The organism is Campylobacter sp. IFREMER_LSEM_CL1097 (assembly GCF_025772225.1).
Classification (GTDB): Bacteria; Campylobacterota; Campylobacteria; order Campylobacterales; family Campylobacteraceae; genus Campylobacter_D; species Campylobacter_D lari_D.
The window spans coordinates 21,534-36,376 of the sequence record NZ_JAKMRT010000004.1 but is presented as its reverse complement, the minus strand read 5'-3'; the positions used below and the strand labels follow the sequence as shown (position 1 = coordinate 36,376).

Annotated in this window: 16 protein-coding genes; 12 read left to right on the top strand and 4 right to left on the bottom strand. The window is 29.5% G+C overall.

Annotation, left to right across the window (positions count from 1 at the left end):
- Positions 1 to 161: 161 nt before the first annotated feature.
- The gene (locus L8W64_RS02400; protein WP_220566742.1) at positions 162 to 812 is read right to left on the bottom strand and encodes a thiol:disulfide interchange protein DsbA/DsbL; all 651 of its coding nucleotides are present in this window, start codon (positions 810 to 812) and stop codon (positions 162 to 164) included.
- A 169-nt stretch (positions 813 to 981) separates the two neighbouring features.
- On the opposite strand from L8W64_RS02400, the gene L8W64_RS02395 reads away from it, so the two are divergent.
- On the top strand, positions 982 to 1,362 hold the full coding sequence (locus L8W64_RS02395) for a YbgC/FadM family acyl-CoA thioesterase (protein ID WP_087699453.1): 381 nt from the start codon (positions 982 to 984) through the stop codon (positions 1,360 to 1,362).
- On the opposite strand, the gene L8W64_RS02390 is transcribed toward L8W64_RS02395, so the two are convergent.
- From L8W64_RS02390 to L8W64_RS02380, 3 genes are read right to left on the bottom strand one after another with little or no spacing between them, the layout of a single operon-like run.
- Positions 1,340 to 2,557, bottom strand: a complete 1,218-nt coding sequence (locus L8W64_RS02390; RefSeq protein ID WP_263672792.1) for a hypothetical protein — start codon at positions 2,555 to 2,557, stop codon at positions 1,340 to 1,342. The genes L8W64_RS02395 and L8W64_RS02390 overlap by 23 nt on opposite strands.
- The gene (locus tag L8W64_RS02385) at positions 2,554 to 3,165 is read right to left on the bottom strand and encodes a uracil-DNA glycosylase family protein (RefSeq protein WP_263672791.1); all 612 of its coding nucleotides are present in this window, start codon (positions 3,163 to 3,165) and stop codon (positions 2,554 to 2,556) included. The genes L8W64_RS02390 and L8W64_RS02385 overlap by 4 nt, the downstream gene beginning before the upstream one ends.
- Positions 3,165 to 3,638 carry a GNAT family N-acetyltransferase gene (locus L8W64_RS02380; RefSeq protein WP_263660624.1) on the bottom strand — a complete coding sequence of 158 codons (474 nt, stop codon included), beginning with the start codon at positions 3,636 to 3,638 and terminating at the stop codon, positions 3,165 to 3,167. Before L8W64_RS02380 ends, L8W64_RS02385 begins: the two co-directional genes overlap by 1 nt.
- Positions 3,639 to 3,779: 141 nt before the next feature.
- Between L8W64_RS02380 and rpmH the strand changes: the two genes are divergently transcribed.
- Genes rpmH through L8W64_RS02325 form a run of 11 tightly spaced genes read left to right on the top strand, consistent with a single transcriptional unit; the run spans position 3,780 to position 14,841 of the window.
- A complete protein-coding gene (rpmH, locus tag L8W64_RS02375) occupies positions 3,780 to 3,914 on the top strand; it encodes a 50S ribosomal protein L34 (RefSeq protein WP_263672790.1) in 135 nt (44 codons plus the stop codon).
- A complete protein-coding gene (gene rnpA / locus L8W64_RS02370; RefSeq protein ID WP_263672832.1) occupies positions 3,911 to 4,237 on the top strand; it encodes a ribonuclease P protein component in 327 nt (108 codons plus the stop codon). Before rpmH ends, rnpA begins: the two co-directional genes overlap by 4 nt.
- Positions 4,225 to 4,608 (top strand): membrane protein insertion efficiency factor YidD, encoded by a 384-nt coding sequence (gene yidD, locus L8W64_RS02365; RefSeq protein WP_039664776.1) that lies wholly within the window; start codon positions 4,225 to 4,227, stop codon positions 4,606 to 4,608. Before rnpA ends, yidD begins: the two co-directional genes overlap by 13 nt.
- Complete coding sequence (gene yidC / locus L8W64_RS02360) at positions 4,572 to 6,155, top strand: membrane protein insertase YidC (RefSeq protein ID WP_263672789.1); 1,584 nt, start codon at positions 4,572 to 4,574, stop codon at positions 6,153 to 6,155. The genes yidD and yidC overlap by 37 nt, the downstream gene beginning before the upstream one ends.
- Positions 6,139 to 6,984 carry a Jag N-terminal domain-containing protein gene (locus tag L8W64_RS02355; RefSeq protein WP_263672788.1) on the top strand — a complete coding sequence of 282 codons (846 nt, stop codon included), beginning with the start codon at positions 6,139 to 6,141 and terminating at the stop codon, positions 6,982 to 6,984. The genes yidC and L8W64_RS02355 overlap by 17 nt, the downstream gene beginning before the upstream one ends.
- Positions 6,981 to 8,309, top strand: a complete 1,329-nt coding sequence (mnmE, locus tag L8W64_RS02350) for a tRNA uridine-5-carboxymethylaminomethyl(34) synthesis GTPase MnmE (protein WP_263672787.1) — start codon at positions 6,981 to 6,983, stop codon at positions 8,307 to 8,309. The genes L8W64_RS02355 and mnmE overlap by 4 nt, the downstream gene beginning before the upstream one ends.
- Positions 8,310 to 8,322: 13 nt before the next feature.
- Positions 8,323 to 10,500 carry a phosphoribosylformylglycinamidine synthase subunit PurL gene (gene purL, locus L8W64_RS02345; RefSeq protein ID WP_263672786.1) on the top strand — a complete coding sequence of 726 codons (2,178 nt, stop codon included), beginning with the start codon at positions 8,323 to 8,325 and terminating at the stop codon, positions 10,498 to 10,500.
- 2 nt (positions 10,501 to 10,502) lie between these two features.
- Positions 10,503 to 11,270, top strand: coding sequence for a DnaJ domain-containing protein (locus tag L8W64_RS02340; RefSeq protein WP_133319317.1), 768 nt, complete (start codon positions 10,503 to 10,505; stop codon positions 11,268 to 11,270).
- Positions 11,270 to 12,802 carry a bifunctional phosphoribosylaminoimidazolecarboxamide formyltransferase/IMP cyclohydrolase gene (gene purH, locus L8W64_RS02335; RefSeq protein ID WP_133319318.1) on the top strand — a complete coding sequence of 511 codons (1,533 nt, stop codon included), beginning with the start codon at positions 11,270 to 11,272 and terminating at the stop codon, positions 12,800 to 12,802. The genes L8W64_RS02340 and purH overlap by 1 nt, the downstream gene beginning before the upstream one ends.
- Before the next feature lie 15 nt (positions 12,803 to 12,817).
- Positions 12,818 to 14,410 (top strand): methyl-accepting chemotaxis protein, encoded by a 1,593-nt coding sequence (locus L8W64_RS02330; RefSeq protein ID WP_263672785.1) that lies wholly within the window; start codon positions 12,818 to 12,820, stop codon positions 14,408 to 14,410.
- A gap of 17 nt (positions 14,411 to 14,427) precedes the next feature.
- Positions 14,428 to 14,841: an META domain-containing protein gene (locus tag L8W64_RS02325; RefSeq protein ID WP_133319320.1), complete on the top strand. Its 414-nt coding sequence runs from the start codon at positions 14,428 to 14,430 to the stop codon at positions 14,839 to 14,841.
- The last annotated feature ends 2 nt before the right edge of the window (positions 14,842 to 14,843 follow it).

The following is a 14,843-nucleotide window of genomic DNA, read 5'->3' as shown; positions in this document are numbered from 1 at the left end:
TATTTGCAATTTATTATAAACATGCTAAAGTTATATTAATATAACTTAAATATTAATTAAACAATAAGAAAAAATTTCAAAATGAAAATATAATTATTAAAAAAATAAAAAATAATAATACTTTATCACAAAAATTACAAAAAGTAATGCTTAAAAAAGCATTACTTGGTAGAAAGTTCTTTAACTATACGGATTAGTTCCTCTAAAGAAGTGATATACTCAGGATTGATTTGATATTTGCCATTTACTACAAAAGCAGGCGTGCCATAATTTCTTGAAATTTCATTAGCTACATCATAAGCAACTAAAAGCTCTTTGGCTTCTTTAGTTTGTAAAAATTTTTGCAATTCTTCTTTACTAGCACCAATGGCATTTAAACCTATTTTATAAAATAAATCAAGATTATTTAAATTTATTTTTTTTTCAAAATGACTTACAAAATACACATCAGCAAGCTTATAAGTAAGACTTTTTTCACTAGTAACATCTAAACCTAAAGCTTTTTCTTTAAAAGAAGCTAAAGCAAACATCTCATTTAAAGCACCACCGTACTCGAGCATAGAACTTACCGAGAAAAGATCATATTTTAAATTTGGTAAAGCTTGTTTAACTTTTGCTAGAGTGTGAAATTGATGATGATTATAGCAATGAATACAACGATAAGAAAATACCTCTATTAGAGAATTTTGTGCATTTGGGATAGGTGTTTTTAAAGTAATATACTCTTTACCCTCACTAAGTGCATTTGCACTCACACTAAAAACAAAAGCCATAATAGCTAGCAATTTAAACATTTTTTGCAAAACTTGCATGATTTTCCTTTTTTCAATGATATAAAATACAATTTTAACATAAGATATAAAATCAAGAATATTTTATGCTTTTCTTATGACATTTTAAGTAGAATTTCAACAAATTTATCAATAAAAAAAGTTGATTGTAAGCGATATTTTCCGATCAATATAAAATAAAAGGTCTAAAATGCAAATACGAATTTATTATGAAGATACCGATGCAGGTGGAGTGGTATACCATAGCAACTACTTAAAATTTTGCGAAAGAGCAAGAAGTGAGATATTTTTTCAAAAAAATGCAAAAATTTTTGATAAAAATACAGGACATTTTCTACTTACAAAAGCAAATTGTAACTTTTTAAAACCCGCTAAACTTGGAGATCTTATAGAAGTAAAAACATTTATCACAAAGCTTAAAAAAGCCTCAGTTTGCATAAAACAAGAGATTTATAAAGAAAATACCAAGCTTTTTGAAGCTGAATTTACCCTAGCTTTTTTAAAAAATGAAAAAGTAGCCCCTATAGATGAGACTATAACTAAGGTTTTTACTGATCTTGCAAAGGAGTAAAACCTAAGCCTTGCGAGCGAATGATTTTAACCTTATAGTCAAATTGATTATCATTTAAACCCTCATCAAAAATTCTTTGAGAATCTTTATCTAAAAACTGCGTATAAAAATAATCAAGGCCCACGCTAGTTGCATAAGCTATCCAGTTGTAATTAATATTTTGCGAAAAAAGCTCATTAAGATAGCTTAGAGTTTGATCCTCATTAGAAATGGAATTTGCTAGCAAAAGTTTTTTCCTATCATTAATTTGCGTTAAACTTAGCAAGATAGGATTATAATTAATCTGAGTTGATAATAATACAAAAGGCTCTATATCATAAGTTCTTATTTGTGAGCTTATGAGTGCTGTTTTAATCAAAGAAGTATTTAAAATAATACTAGAATCTTGAAAACTTCTATTTTGATTTAAAATGCTTCTAAAATCAAATTTAGAACTATTAATAGTATAAATTTTCTCACTACCATTCCCTGCGTTTAAAACGTTTTCATCTAAGCGATTTGCCAAAGGTGTTCCATCTGAAAAAATAATATTTTTACCATTGGAGTATTCCAAAAGTTTTTGGATTTGTTTTTGATAGTCTATACTTCCAAAATACACATTTTCATTTTGCGTATCAAAATTTCTTTTATGTGCAGTAGGAATAAAAACTTTTACATTAGAATCAAGGCTTTCTTTTAATAAATTTTTCACACCTTTATCTGTAAAACCTGCGATAATATAATTAAATTTCTCATCTTGAGCTTGTTTAAAAGCTTTAGTTATCTTGCTCTCATCTTCTGTGCCTATTAAAAACACCTTTACTTTTATTTGCGCTCTTTGTCTTAATAAATACGCTATGCTTGAATTTATAATAGTATTAGAATAACTTTTAATCGTTTGCTCAGGTATAATAATAGCTAGTTTTATGCTAGCATTTTTTTGAATTCTTTTTTCAAAATCTATAATGGAGTTTAAAAGTTTGGTATAGATATTGACTAAAAGCTCATTTGCATTATCATTATTAAATCTTGATAAAAAATTAAAATAAAGTCCTGTTTCTAACAAAGCAAATAAACAATCATTATCACAATTTTGAAATTCTAAATTAGGATAAAAAGACTCACTAGGTTCTATGGGCGATGGTTTTTGCTCTTTCGCAAAGACATTTAAAGTTAAAACAAAACTCATCATCAAACAAACTAAACTTTTTCTCATAAATAACCTTTTATTTTTTTAATATCTTCTATAAATTCAGCATAAAAGCTAGGATTTTTACTCAAAAAATTCAAATCATAACTTGGCAAAAGCAAAGCATTATTAAAACGCATACATTGCCCTTTGTATTTTTGAAAGTTCTCAAAACCCAAACTTGCAAAAGCTTCTTGGCCAAGACATAAAATAATCTTTGCTTTTATAAAATCAAGCTCATTATAAAAATACGGCAAGCATAATTTTAATGCTTGATCGTCTATTTTAAAATTACTAAAACATTTAAACATATAAGAAAAATATATCTCATCATCTTTTAAATTTAAAAGCTCCTTGCATAATTTCAAAAGTTCTTGTTTATTTTTAGAAGCAAAAAACTTTCCACTTTCATTCTCTTCCTTGTCAATAAAGGCCTGATAAATCAAAATTTTAGCATTTTTGGCTTCTTTTTCCATTAAACTATGCTTTCTTAGTCTAGAAAAATGACAAAGATTGCAGGTTTTTACCCTTTCGTTTAATTCTTTAAAACTTAAATTAAAATGCCTAATTTGTTTTTGCTCGTTAAAATATTCATAACCAAAAGCTTTTAAATAATACAAATTACGCTTATTCATTACATCAATGCTTCTAAATTTTCACCCTCTAAACGATAAGTTCTCCACTCATTCATATGCTTTGCATTTAATTTAGTATAAAACTCAATCCCTAAATCATTATCATTCAAACATACCCATTCTAATCTTTTAAGATTTTTTTCTTTACAAATTTGTGCTAAATATTTAAAAACAGCTTTTGCATAGCCTTTTTTTCTATGTTTTGCTTGTATATAAATATCTTCTAGATATAACCCACCTAAACCCCAAAAAGACGAAAAAGTAAAATAATACATTGCATAACCTATGATTTTACCATCAACTTTTAGACTTAAAGCCTTAGCATATTTATTTTCAAAAAAAGATTCTTCAAGTTCTTTAGTTGTGCATTTTACATCTTCAAGCATATTTTCATGGATAGCAAGCTCTTTAATTAATTCTAAAATTTTTTCTAAATCTTCTTTTTTACTCTCACAAATTTCAAAACTCATGATTTTTCCTTAAAATACATAAAAATAAAACAAAAATTTAGCAAAAACTTTTAAAATAACTCTTAATTAAAAGCAGATTTAAGTAAGATTTTGATAAAATACACGCTTATTATTTTGTTTTTTATTTTAAGTTAAGGAAAGAATATGAAAAGAACATATCAACCACACAAAACTCCTAAAAAAAGAACTCATGGCTTCCGCATGCGTATGAAAAGCAAAAATGGTCGCAAGGTGATCAATGCTAGACGCGCTAAAGGTAGAAAAAGATTAGCGGTATAAAAGATTTTCTAAGTATTAATGACTTAGGAGAGTTTGCAACAATTTATAAAGAAGGTAAAAAGTGGCACTGTGAAGGTGTAATCATTTTTTATACTTTAAGTAAAGAAAAAAAATTTGCTGTTGTTGCTAGTAAAAAAGTTGGAAAAGCTGTCGTTAGAAATAGAGCCAAAAGGCTCTTAAGATCAGCTTTTTTTCAGGTTAAAAATCAACTCGAAAACGGGAAATACATACTTGTAGCTAAGACAAGTATTACTGAAATTCCTTTTTTAAAATTAGAAAAAAACTTGAAATGGGGTTTGAAAAAAATAGGATGTATAAAATAGCTTGTTTAAAACTTATCAGATTTTACCAGCTCTTTATCAGCCCTTTTAAGCCACAATGCTGCAGGTATTATCCAAGTTGTTCTGAATATGCCTTATGGCAATTTAAAAAAAATAATATTTTCAAAGCATTTGGTGCAGTTTTTTTAAGAATTTTAAAATGCAATCCGTTTTTTAAAGGTGGTATTGATTATCCTAAAATACGCAAGAATACTCTAAACTCAGGTGTATGTTTTAAACCTAGTTTTAATGCTTTAAAACAACTCAATTATTTTTATATCCCTTGCAATGATAATCAATTTTTTTTAATTAAGATTATATTTCCAAAGGACAATCCGTGTCAGAAAATTTATCCCAGCAAAAACGCATATTAATTGCCGTTGTATTATCATTTTTATTTTTTGTAGTTTATGATTATTTTTTTATCCCAAAAGCACCACAAAATGAGCAAAATATCACTCATATAGAACAAAACAATTCAGCTCCACAAACTACAACCGCAAATACAAATACACAAGCTCCAAAGACAGAACTTAGTGTTAATCAAAAAGAAGAAATAGCAGTTGTTAAAAGTGAGCATTTTGAAGCACATATTGACTCTTTAGGTAGAATAGCTAAATTTTATCTAAGCGATGAAAAATATAAAGATGAAAATGGTAAAAGCATTAATCTAGTAGATACTTCTTTATCACCTTTGCCACTAGAAATAAGATTTAGTGATGCAAAGATAAATCAAGAGGCATTCAATACAGTATATACAGCTAGTCAAAAAACTATCAATGTAAATGATGAAAATACAACATTAATTCTTACTCAAAATTTAAATGATTTAATAATAACTAAAAAAATCACTTTTCACAAATATGGAAATTATGATTTAGAAGTAAATCTAAGCAAAGATACAGCTTATTTTATCACTCCAGGTTATCGTCCAAATATAGCAGTTGATAGTTATACAGTACATGGAGTTTTAATCTTAGATAAAGATGATAAAATAACAATGTTAGAAGATGGTGATGTAGAAAATGATGAAAGTTTTTCTAATGTAACCCTTATGGCAGCTTCAGATCGCTATTATAGTGCTTTCTTTTATAATTTTGAAAAACCTTTAAATGCAGTAGTTACTAAAGATAATCACGAAAATTCTATCGTTTTTGCAAGTGCAACTAACAATTTTAAAGCAACCGGATATATAGGTTCAAAAGAGCATGAAATTTTAAGAAGCATTCATGCGGATTTAGATGATGTGGTAGAATATGGTTGGTTTACTTTTATAGCTAAACCTATGTTTGAATTTTTAAATTTCTTACATGGTTATTTGGGTAATTGGGGTTGGGCTATCGTAGTGATGACTTTAATTGTGCGTATTATTCTTTTCCCACTTACTTACAAATCAATGATTTCTATGAATAAACTCAAAGATTTAGCACCAAAAATGAAAGAAATTAGAGAACACTACAAAGGTGATCCACAAAAAATGAATTTACATATGATGGAACTTTATAAAAAACATGGTGCAAACCCAATGAGCGGATGTTTACCTATACTCATTCAAATTCCAATTTTCTTTGCAATTTATAGAGTTTTACTAAATGCCATAGAACTTAAAGCTGCACCTTGGGCTTTTTGGATTACAGATTTATCTGTGATGGATCCATGGTTTATTTTACCTATATTTATGGGTCTAACTATGTTTATCCAACAACTTATTACACCAATGGCTATACAAGATCCTATGCAAGAAAAGATTATGAAATTCTTGCCATTAATTTTCACTTTCTTTTTCTTAACATTCCCAGCAGGTTTAACTTTGTATTGGTGTGTAAATAATATATGCTCACTTATCCAACAAGTAATTGTTAATAAGCTTTTCAAAAACCATAAAAAAGAGGAAATAGCTAAACATGAACATAGAAGCTAAAGACTTACAAACTGCACTCATAGAAGCTTCAAAACAACTTGAGTGCTCTGTGATTGACTTAGAATACGAAGTTATTCAACATGCTAAAGCAGGATTTTTTGGCCTTTTTAAAAAAAATGCGATAATCTGTATTAAAGGACATAAAAAAACTCAAAAAGTCCATAATGAAAAACCTAAAAAAAATCAAAATGAGAAATTTAACAAATATTCTCAAAAAAATTTTGAAAAAAATGAATATAAAAAAGAATATAAAGAAAATTTTCAAAAACCAATTGAAAATATTGCTCAACCTAAAGAACATTACAAAGTAAAAAATGATGCTATTTTTGATTCTTTTCATAAGGAGTCTTCAGAAGAAAAAAACATTGTTTCTTATATTGATGAGATAAAAATTTCACTAGAAAATTTACTAGCAACTTTTGATTTTAATATTAAAGTTGTGCAAGTTAGTGTTTGGGATGAAACCTGTGTTTTAATTAAACTTGATGGAGAAGATGCGGCCTTACTTATAGGCAAAGAAGCTCACAGATATAAAGCTTTTTCATATTTACTTTATAATTGGCTTAATGCTAAATATAAAATTCAACCAAGACTAGAAATAGCGCAATTTTTGGAAAACCAAACCCAAGCTATTGATAGTTATTTAAAAATTCTCATAGAAAAAGTAGAGAACACTGGAAGAGTTCAAACAAAACCACTAGATGGAATTTGGCTAAAACTTGCTTTAGAAAAATTAAGAGAACGCTTTCCTGATAAGTATGTAGCTATCAAACAAAATGACGATCAAAGATATATCGTTGTGAATGATTTTTTGAAGAAAAATGAATGAATGACACGATAGCTGCTATTGCTACAGCTCACGGAGTGGGCTCTATAAGCATCATTAGAGTAAGTGGAAAAAAAGCTTTAGAACTTGCATTAAAAATTACCCACAAAAAAGAACTCGCACCACGCTATGCACACTTGTGCAAACTTTATAAAAACAATAATGACTTTTTAGACGAGGCTTTAGTAATTTATTTTAAAGCACCCTGCTCTTTTACAGGAGAAGATATTGTAGAATTTCAACTTCATGGCGGTTTTTCTTTGAGTGAAATTTTACTCGATGAGCTTGTTTTAGCAGGTGCGCGCCTTGCTAATCCTGGAGAATTTAGCAAAAGAGCTTGCTTAAATGGCAAAATGGATCTTTTAAAAGCTTTAAGCATACAAGATGCTATCATGTCAAAATCAACAAGTGCTGCAAATATCATAGCAAAAAATATTAAAGGTGATTTAAGTAAATTTTTAAACACCATTCGAATAGACCTTGTTCAAACTCTTGCTTTTGTAGAAACTAGCATTGACTATGCAGATGATGATTTACCACAAGATCTACTTGATCAAATCATTACCATGTGTGAAAGAAATTCAAAACTTTTAAGCGATATAGTAGATATTTCTTTAAGTAAAAAAGGTCTTATAGATGGCTTTAAAGTTGCTATTATAGGTAAGCCAAATGCCGGAAAAAGCTCATTGTTAAATTCGCTTTTAGCATTTGATAGAGCTATTGTATCTAATATTGCAGGCACCACAAGAGATCGTATCGAGGAAAGTTTAAAAATAGGCTCACATTTAATTAAAATCATCGACACAGCAGGTATAAGAAACGCAGATGATGAGATAGAAAAAATCGGAGTCAACTTAAGTTATGAAAGCATTAAAGAAGCAGATATCATTATAGCTGTTTTTGACGGATCTAAAGAATTTGAAGAAGAAGATGAACATATTTTACAAGCTTTAAAAGATTGTGATAAAAAAATCATTTATGTTTTAAATAAAAGTGATTTGGCTACCAAATTTAAACATGAAATTAGCACTTCTTGTATACGCATTTGCGCCCAAAAAAACACTCAAGCCATTAAGGAAAGTTTAAATGAATACTTAAATACTTTAGATGGCGATGGAATGCTAATTAGCAATACCTTAATACTCAATGCTTGTAAAAATGCTAGTGAAGCTATTTTGCGTGCAAGAGATTTATTAAAGGAAAGTTCTTTAGAACTTTTTGCTTTTGAATTAAATTTAGCCATAGGAGAAATAGCTCAATTTACCAAAAATTTTGAAAGAGATGAAATTTTAGATGCAATGTTTAGTAATTTTTGTTTAGGAAAATAAAAAGGAGATAATTATGGATAAAGAAGTTATAAAACAACACAAAATTAGCGATGAGGAATATCAAGAAATTTTAAATATACTAGGTAGAGAACCTAATTTATTAGAACTTGGAGTGATTTCTGCAATGTGGAGTGAACATTGCTCATATAAATCAAGTAAAAAATACCTTAATGGCTTTCCAACTAAAGCTCCTTGGGTAATCCAAGGTCCTGGTGAAAATGCTGGAGTAATAGATATAGGCAAAGGAATGGCTGCTGTATTTAAAGTAGAAAGTCATAATCACCCAAGTTTTATAGAGCCATTTGCAGGTGCAGCTACTGGTGTGGGTGGAATTTTACGCGATGTTTTTACCATGGGTGCTAGAGTTGTTGCAGGTATGAATTCTTTAAAATTTGGTAATATCCATGATGAAAAAATAGGCAAACATCAAAAATATTTAGTTAAGGGTGTAGTAAGTGGAATTTCACACTATGGTAATTGTATGGGTGTTCCTACTATAGGTGGAGAATGTGCTTTTGATGAGTGCTTTAATGGAAATATCTTAGTTAATGCTTTTGCACTTGGAACTTGCAAAATCGAAGATATTTTTTATGCAAAGGCTGAAGGTATAGGAAATCCTGTAATTTATGTAGGCTCAAAAACTGGTCGTGATGGACTTGGTGGAGCTGTAATGGCAAGCGATAGTTTTAATGAATCTAGCAAAAGCTTAAGACCAACTGTTCAAATTGGTGATCCATTTGCTGAAAAATTATTAATGGAAGCTTGTTTGGAACTTTTCAAAACTGATTATATAGTTGGAATTCAAGATATGGGTGCAGCAGGACTTACTTCAAGCTCTTTTGAAATGGCAGGACGCAGTGGTAGCGGGATGAAACTTTACCTTGATAAAACTCCTATGAGAGAAGAAGGTATGACTCCTTATGAGTTAATGCTAAGTGAATCTCAAGAAAGAATGCTAATTTGTGCTAAAAAAGGCTATGAAGAAAAAGTTATTGAGATTTTTAATAAGTGGGGGCTTGATGCAGCCATTATAGGCGAAGTTACAGATACTGGCAAAATGGAATTATTTTGGCATGATGAATTAGTTGGTCTAATCCCTATTGAACCACTAAGCGAAAAAGCACCTATACTTGATAGACCTGTGGCTAAGCCAAAATACTTAGATGAAATAAAAAACTATCAATTTAAACTTAGCATTCCCACTCAAGAAGCCTTTGAAAAACTTCTTGCAAATGAAAATATCAGCAATAAAGCTTATATTTATGAGCAGTTTGACTCAAGCGTACAAACTAACACCTTAAAAAGCGATGGGGCTTTAGGAGCAAATAGCATTAGAATTAAAGAAAATAATTGCTTGCTTTCTATGGCCATTGAGTGCAACTCAAGATTAAACTATGTAAATCCAAAAATCGGTGCAGCAGCAGCCGTTGCAAGTGCAGGAAGAAAAATAGCATGCTCGGGAGCTAGACCTTTGGCAATTAGTGATTGTTTAAACTATGGCAACCCACAAAACCCTGAAGTAATGTGGCAATTTGCCCAAGGCTGTGAAGGTATTAAACTAGCTTGTAAAGAACTCAATACCCCTGTGGTAAGCGGAAATGTTTCTTTATATAATGAAACCGATGGAGTAAGTATTTTTCCAAGTCCAACCATAGCTTGCGTTGGTATTCACGAAAAAGCAGAAAATGTTTTAAAATCATACTTTAGTAAAGAAACGCAAGCTATTTATTTAATAGGAGAAAGTAAAGGTAGTTTTGGTGGATCTTTGATTGCTAAAGTGCTAGATCAAAAAGTCGCAGGAGAGCTTGAAGATATAGATTTTAAAGCAGAATTAAAACTATGGGATTTCTTACTAAAAGCAAACGAAGCAAAATTACTTGATTGTGCTAATAGCATAGGCATAGGTGGTCTTGCTATGACTTTAGCCAAAATGAGTGCAAAGGCGAATTTAGGTGTAAATGTAAAAACAAATTTTGAAAACAGAAGTTTTATTTTTGAAGAAAGTCCAACTAGAGTTGTAATTGGTGTTAAAAATGAAGAAAATTTTATTGAATTTGCAAACAAAATGAAAATTAATTTTGCAAAACTTGGAATTTTACATGAAAAAGATTTCGTTTTAGATGATATTAAGATATCTTTAGTAAAACTACAAAAAATTTATTTTGATAAATTTAAAGAATATTTAGGATAGAAATGCTTTTTGTTTTATTGGTATTAGCAATTCTTGCATTTTATTGGTATTACAAAACTTGGGGTAAAGATGATCTTTTAGGCTCTTTCAAAAAAGGAGCTAAAAGCTTCTCTCAAGGTTTTAAACAAGGCTATCATGAAGAAAGGATTGATGGCTTTAAAAGGAGATTAAACTATTATGTTATAGCGCTTTTAGCAAAAATAGCAAAAAGTGATGGTAGAGTTAGCGAGAACGAAGCAAATATGATCTCACAAATTCTTGATTATAATGCTAAAGATAAAAAAGAAAGAGATTTTTTAAAACAATGTTTTAATGAACATAAAAACACTTTAAATGATACTTTTGATATAGCCAAAGAGTTTATCAAAGAAGTGCCTTTACCACAACAAGAAAGAATTAATATTTTAAATGTCTTAGTAGCAATGGCTTTGATTGATGGAGAACTTAACAATACCAAAAAAGATGTCTTAAGAGCTATCATTAGAGCTTTTGAACTTGATGTAAATATACTTGAAAAACTTTTAAACTCTATGCAAACACAAAATACAGGTATGAATTTACAAAAGGCTTGTGAAATTTTAGGCTTAAATGAAAATGCAAACTTACAAGAGCTTAAAAAACGCTATAGAGAACTTGCCAAAAAATACCACCCTGATATTTTAAACGCAAACAATAGTGATGAAGAAAAAATCAAAGAAGGTGTTAAAAAATTTCAAGAAATTAATGAATCATATGAATTTTTAAAACAATATATAGAAAGGAAAAATTAATGAAAGCACTAATTAGTGTGAGTGATAAAGAAGGTGTTGTAGAATTTGCTAGCGAACTTACTAAATTAGGTTATGAGCTTTTATCCACCGGAGGTACTTATAAGCTTTTAAAAGAAAATAATTTACAAGTACAAGAAGTTAGTGAATTTACTCAAAGCCCTGAAATGTTTGAAGGGCGTGTTAAAACATTGCACCCAAAAATTCATGGTGGAATTTTATACAAAAGAGAAAATGAAGATCATCAAAAACAAGCCAAAGATTACAACATCGAAAGTATAGACTTGCTTTGTGTGAATTTATATCCTTTCAAAAAAACTACAATTTTAACCCAAGATTTTGATGAGATTGTAGAAAATATCGACATTGGTGGTCCTGCTATGATACGCAGTGGTGCAAAAAACTTTAAAAATGTCATTGTCGTTTGTGATATTTTAGACTATGATAAAATCATACAAGCTTTAAAAGATAATACCTTAGATCTTGATTTTAGAAGAGCATTGATGATCAAAGCTTATGAGCATACAGCAAATTATGATGCTTACATAGCAAATTATATGAATGAGCGTTTTAATGGTGGCTTTGGTGCAAGTAAATTTATCGTAGGTCAAAAAGTGTTTGACACAAGATATGGAGAAAACCCTCATCAAAAAGGTGCTTTATATGAATTTGATGACTTTTTCACACACAATTTTACAACCTTAAAAGGTGAAGCAAGTTTTAACAATCTAACCGATATTAACGCGGCTTTAAATTTAGCAAGTGCTTTTGATAAAGCTCCGGCAGTAGCCATTGTAAAACATGCAAATGCTTGCGGATTTGCCATAAAAGAAAACTTACTCCAAAGCTATATCCATGCTCTTAAATGCGATACCTTAAGTGCTTATGGTGGGGTTGTTGCTATCAATGGAACCTTAGACAAAGAATTAGCGCAAAAAATCAATGAAATTTATATAGAAGTTATTATTGCAGCAAATGTAGACGATGATGCTTTGGAAGTTTTTAAAGATAAAAAGCGTATTAAAATCTTTACACAAAAAGCGCCATTTTTAACTAGAGCTTATGATAAATATGATTTTAAGCACATAGATGGTGGTTTTGTATATCAAGATAGTGATGAAGTTAAAGAAGATGAATTAAAAAATGCGATTTTAAAAAGCGAAAGAAAAGCTAATGAACAAGAATTAAAAGATCTTGAAATAGCTATGAAAATTGCTGCATTTACTAAATCAAACAATGTAGTTTATGTAAAAAATGGAGCTATGGTAGCCATTGGTATGGGTATGACAAGTCGTATCGATGCAGCTAAAGCAGCTATTAATAAAGCCAAGGAAATGGGGCTTGATCTAAATGGTTGTGTTTTAGCAAGTGAAGCTTTCTTTCCATTTAGAGATAGTATAGATGAAGCTAGCAAAATAGGAGTAAAAGCCATCATTGAGCCAGGTGGAAGCATAAGAGATGAGGATATTATTCAAGCTGCTAATGAGTATGGTATCGCATTATACTTTAGCGGCATAAGACACTTTTTACACTAATAAAAGGAGTTTTAAATGTTTAAAAGCATAGGTGCAAAAATATCTTTAGCAATGATTTCTACATTGCTAATTAGTTTTATTATCATGCAGATTATCTTACAAAAAGATTCTCAACAAACTACAGATAGAATCAGCCGTACACATTTAGATACTTTAAGTACTTCTGTTTTTCAAACATTAAGAATGGCAATGAATTTGGGCGATCCTGCTATTATAGAACAAGCTATAAAAGATGCTGGTGAAATAGAAGGTATAAAAGATATTAAAATTTATCCTTCAAAAAGCACAGTTGAGCTCTTTGAAATACAACATTTTACAAAAAGTGATGAGAGTATTATCAACGAGCAATTTAACAAGCCAGAAATTAAAGCCGTTGAAATCAATAACGAACAAGGACATTATCTAAGACTTATACGCCCACTTATCGCCAATAAAGGTTGTCTTGCTTGTCATGCTAATGCTAAAGAAGGTGATGTTTTGGGTGTTATGGATATGTACAATGATTTAAAACATGTAGATGATGATTTGGCAAGTTCAGCTAGAACCTATATTATAATCTTTAGTGTTGCTTTACTTTTTACCGTTTTTGCTGTACTTTATATTTTAAAAATAGTTGTAGGTAATCCTGTTTTAGATCTTTTAAAACATGCCAAAGAACTAGCTAGCGGCGATGGAGATTTACGCGCAAGAATTAATATAAAAAGCACCGATGAAATAGGTAAAGCTTGCACCTACATCAACCAATTTATTGAAAAAATTCAAAATACAGTGATTTCTACTAATGAAAATTCTCAAATGGTAGATAAACAATCTAAACTTTTAAATGCTAATGCACTTGATCTAGCAAATAGAACTAAAGAAGGTCATACAAAAACTGATGAATCTTATCATTTAAGTGAGCAAATTCATACAGAATTACAAGATCTTGCTGAACTTTCAAATAACGCAAATAAAGCCAATACAAAATCTTTTGAAGTTTTAAACACTATGCTTGACTCATTAAATCAAGTAGTAGATAAGGTAAAAGTTGTAGCTGAAAATGAAGATATATTGTCTCAAAAAGTAGAAGTTATGGAAAAACAAGCAGAAGAGATTAAAAAAGCTTCTGACATGATGGGAGAAATTGCTGATAAAACCAATCTATTATCTTTAAATGCAGGTATTGAAGCTGCGCGTGCTGGAGAATTTGGTCGTGGCTTTTCAGTTATTGCTGAAGATGTAAGAAATCTTGCTCAAAATTCAGAAGAATTTTTAAAAAATATTGCCATCGTAACCAAACAATTGGTAGATAGTATCAATGAAGTTTCTAAAGAGTTAAAACACAATGCTAACGAAATTAACTCTTTAAATCAAGATGCAAAAGAACTTGTAGAAGGAACCAATGAAGTAAAAGTTTGCAATGAAAATGCAAGAGATTTAGCAAATGCTTGCATGCAAAAAATTTCAAGCACACAAGAAACTTTGCAATCTTTGCTTGATAAAATGCAAGAAACGGTAAAATTAAGTGATAAAAATGAAGAAATTTCAAAAATTTTATTAGATGTTGCTCATGAGTTAAATATAGTTTGTCAAAATTTAGAGGATGAATTAAAACATTTTCATGTATAAATCAAAGGAGTATAAAAATGAAAAAAATAATCACATTAAGTATAGCGAGCTTAGCTATTTTTAGTGGGTGTTCTGTGGCAAATTTAAGTGTTGATGATTTACAAAATAAAGAATTTACTATAAGTTCTTATGAAGCTAATGGAAAAAATCATGAACTTCCTCAAAATACTAAAGCAAGCATTAGTTTTGATAATAAAGATAAAAGAGTTTTTGGTGTATCAGGATGTAATAGATTTTTTGGAAACTATAAAGATCAAGGAAGTAGTATCAAAATAGAAGATAATCTTGCTTCGACAAAAATGCTTTGCGATCAAGAATCTATGAAATTTGAAAACGACTTCTTAAGATATTTTAATGGAGAATTTCAAATTATTAGTGATGATGATGGAATTATTTTAGAAAATAAGAAAATGAAAATTTATTTAAAATAAGC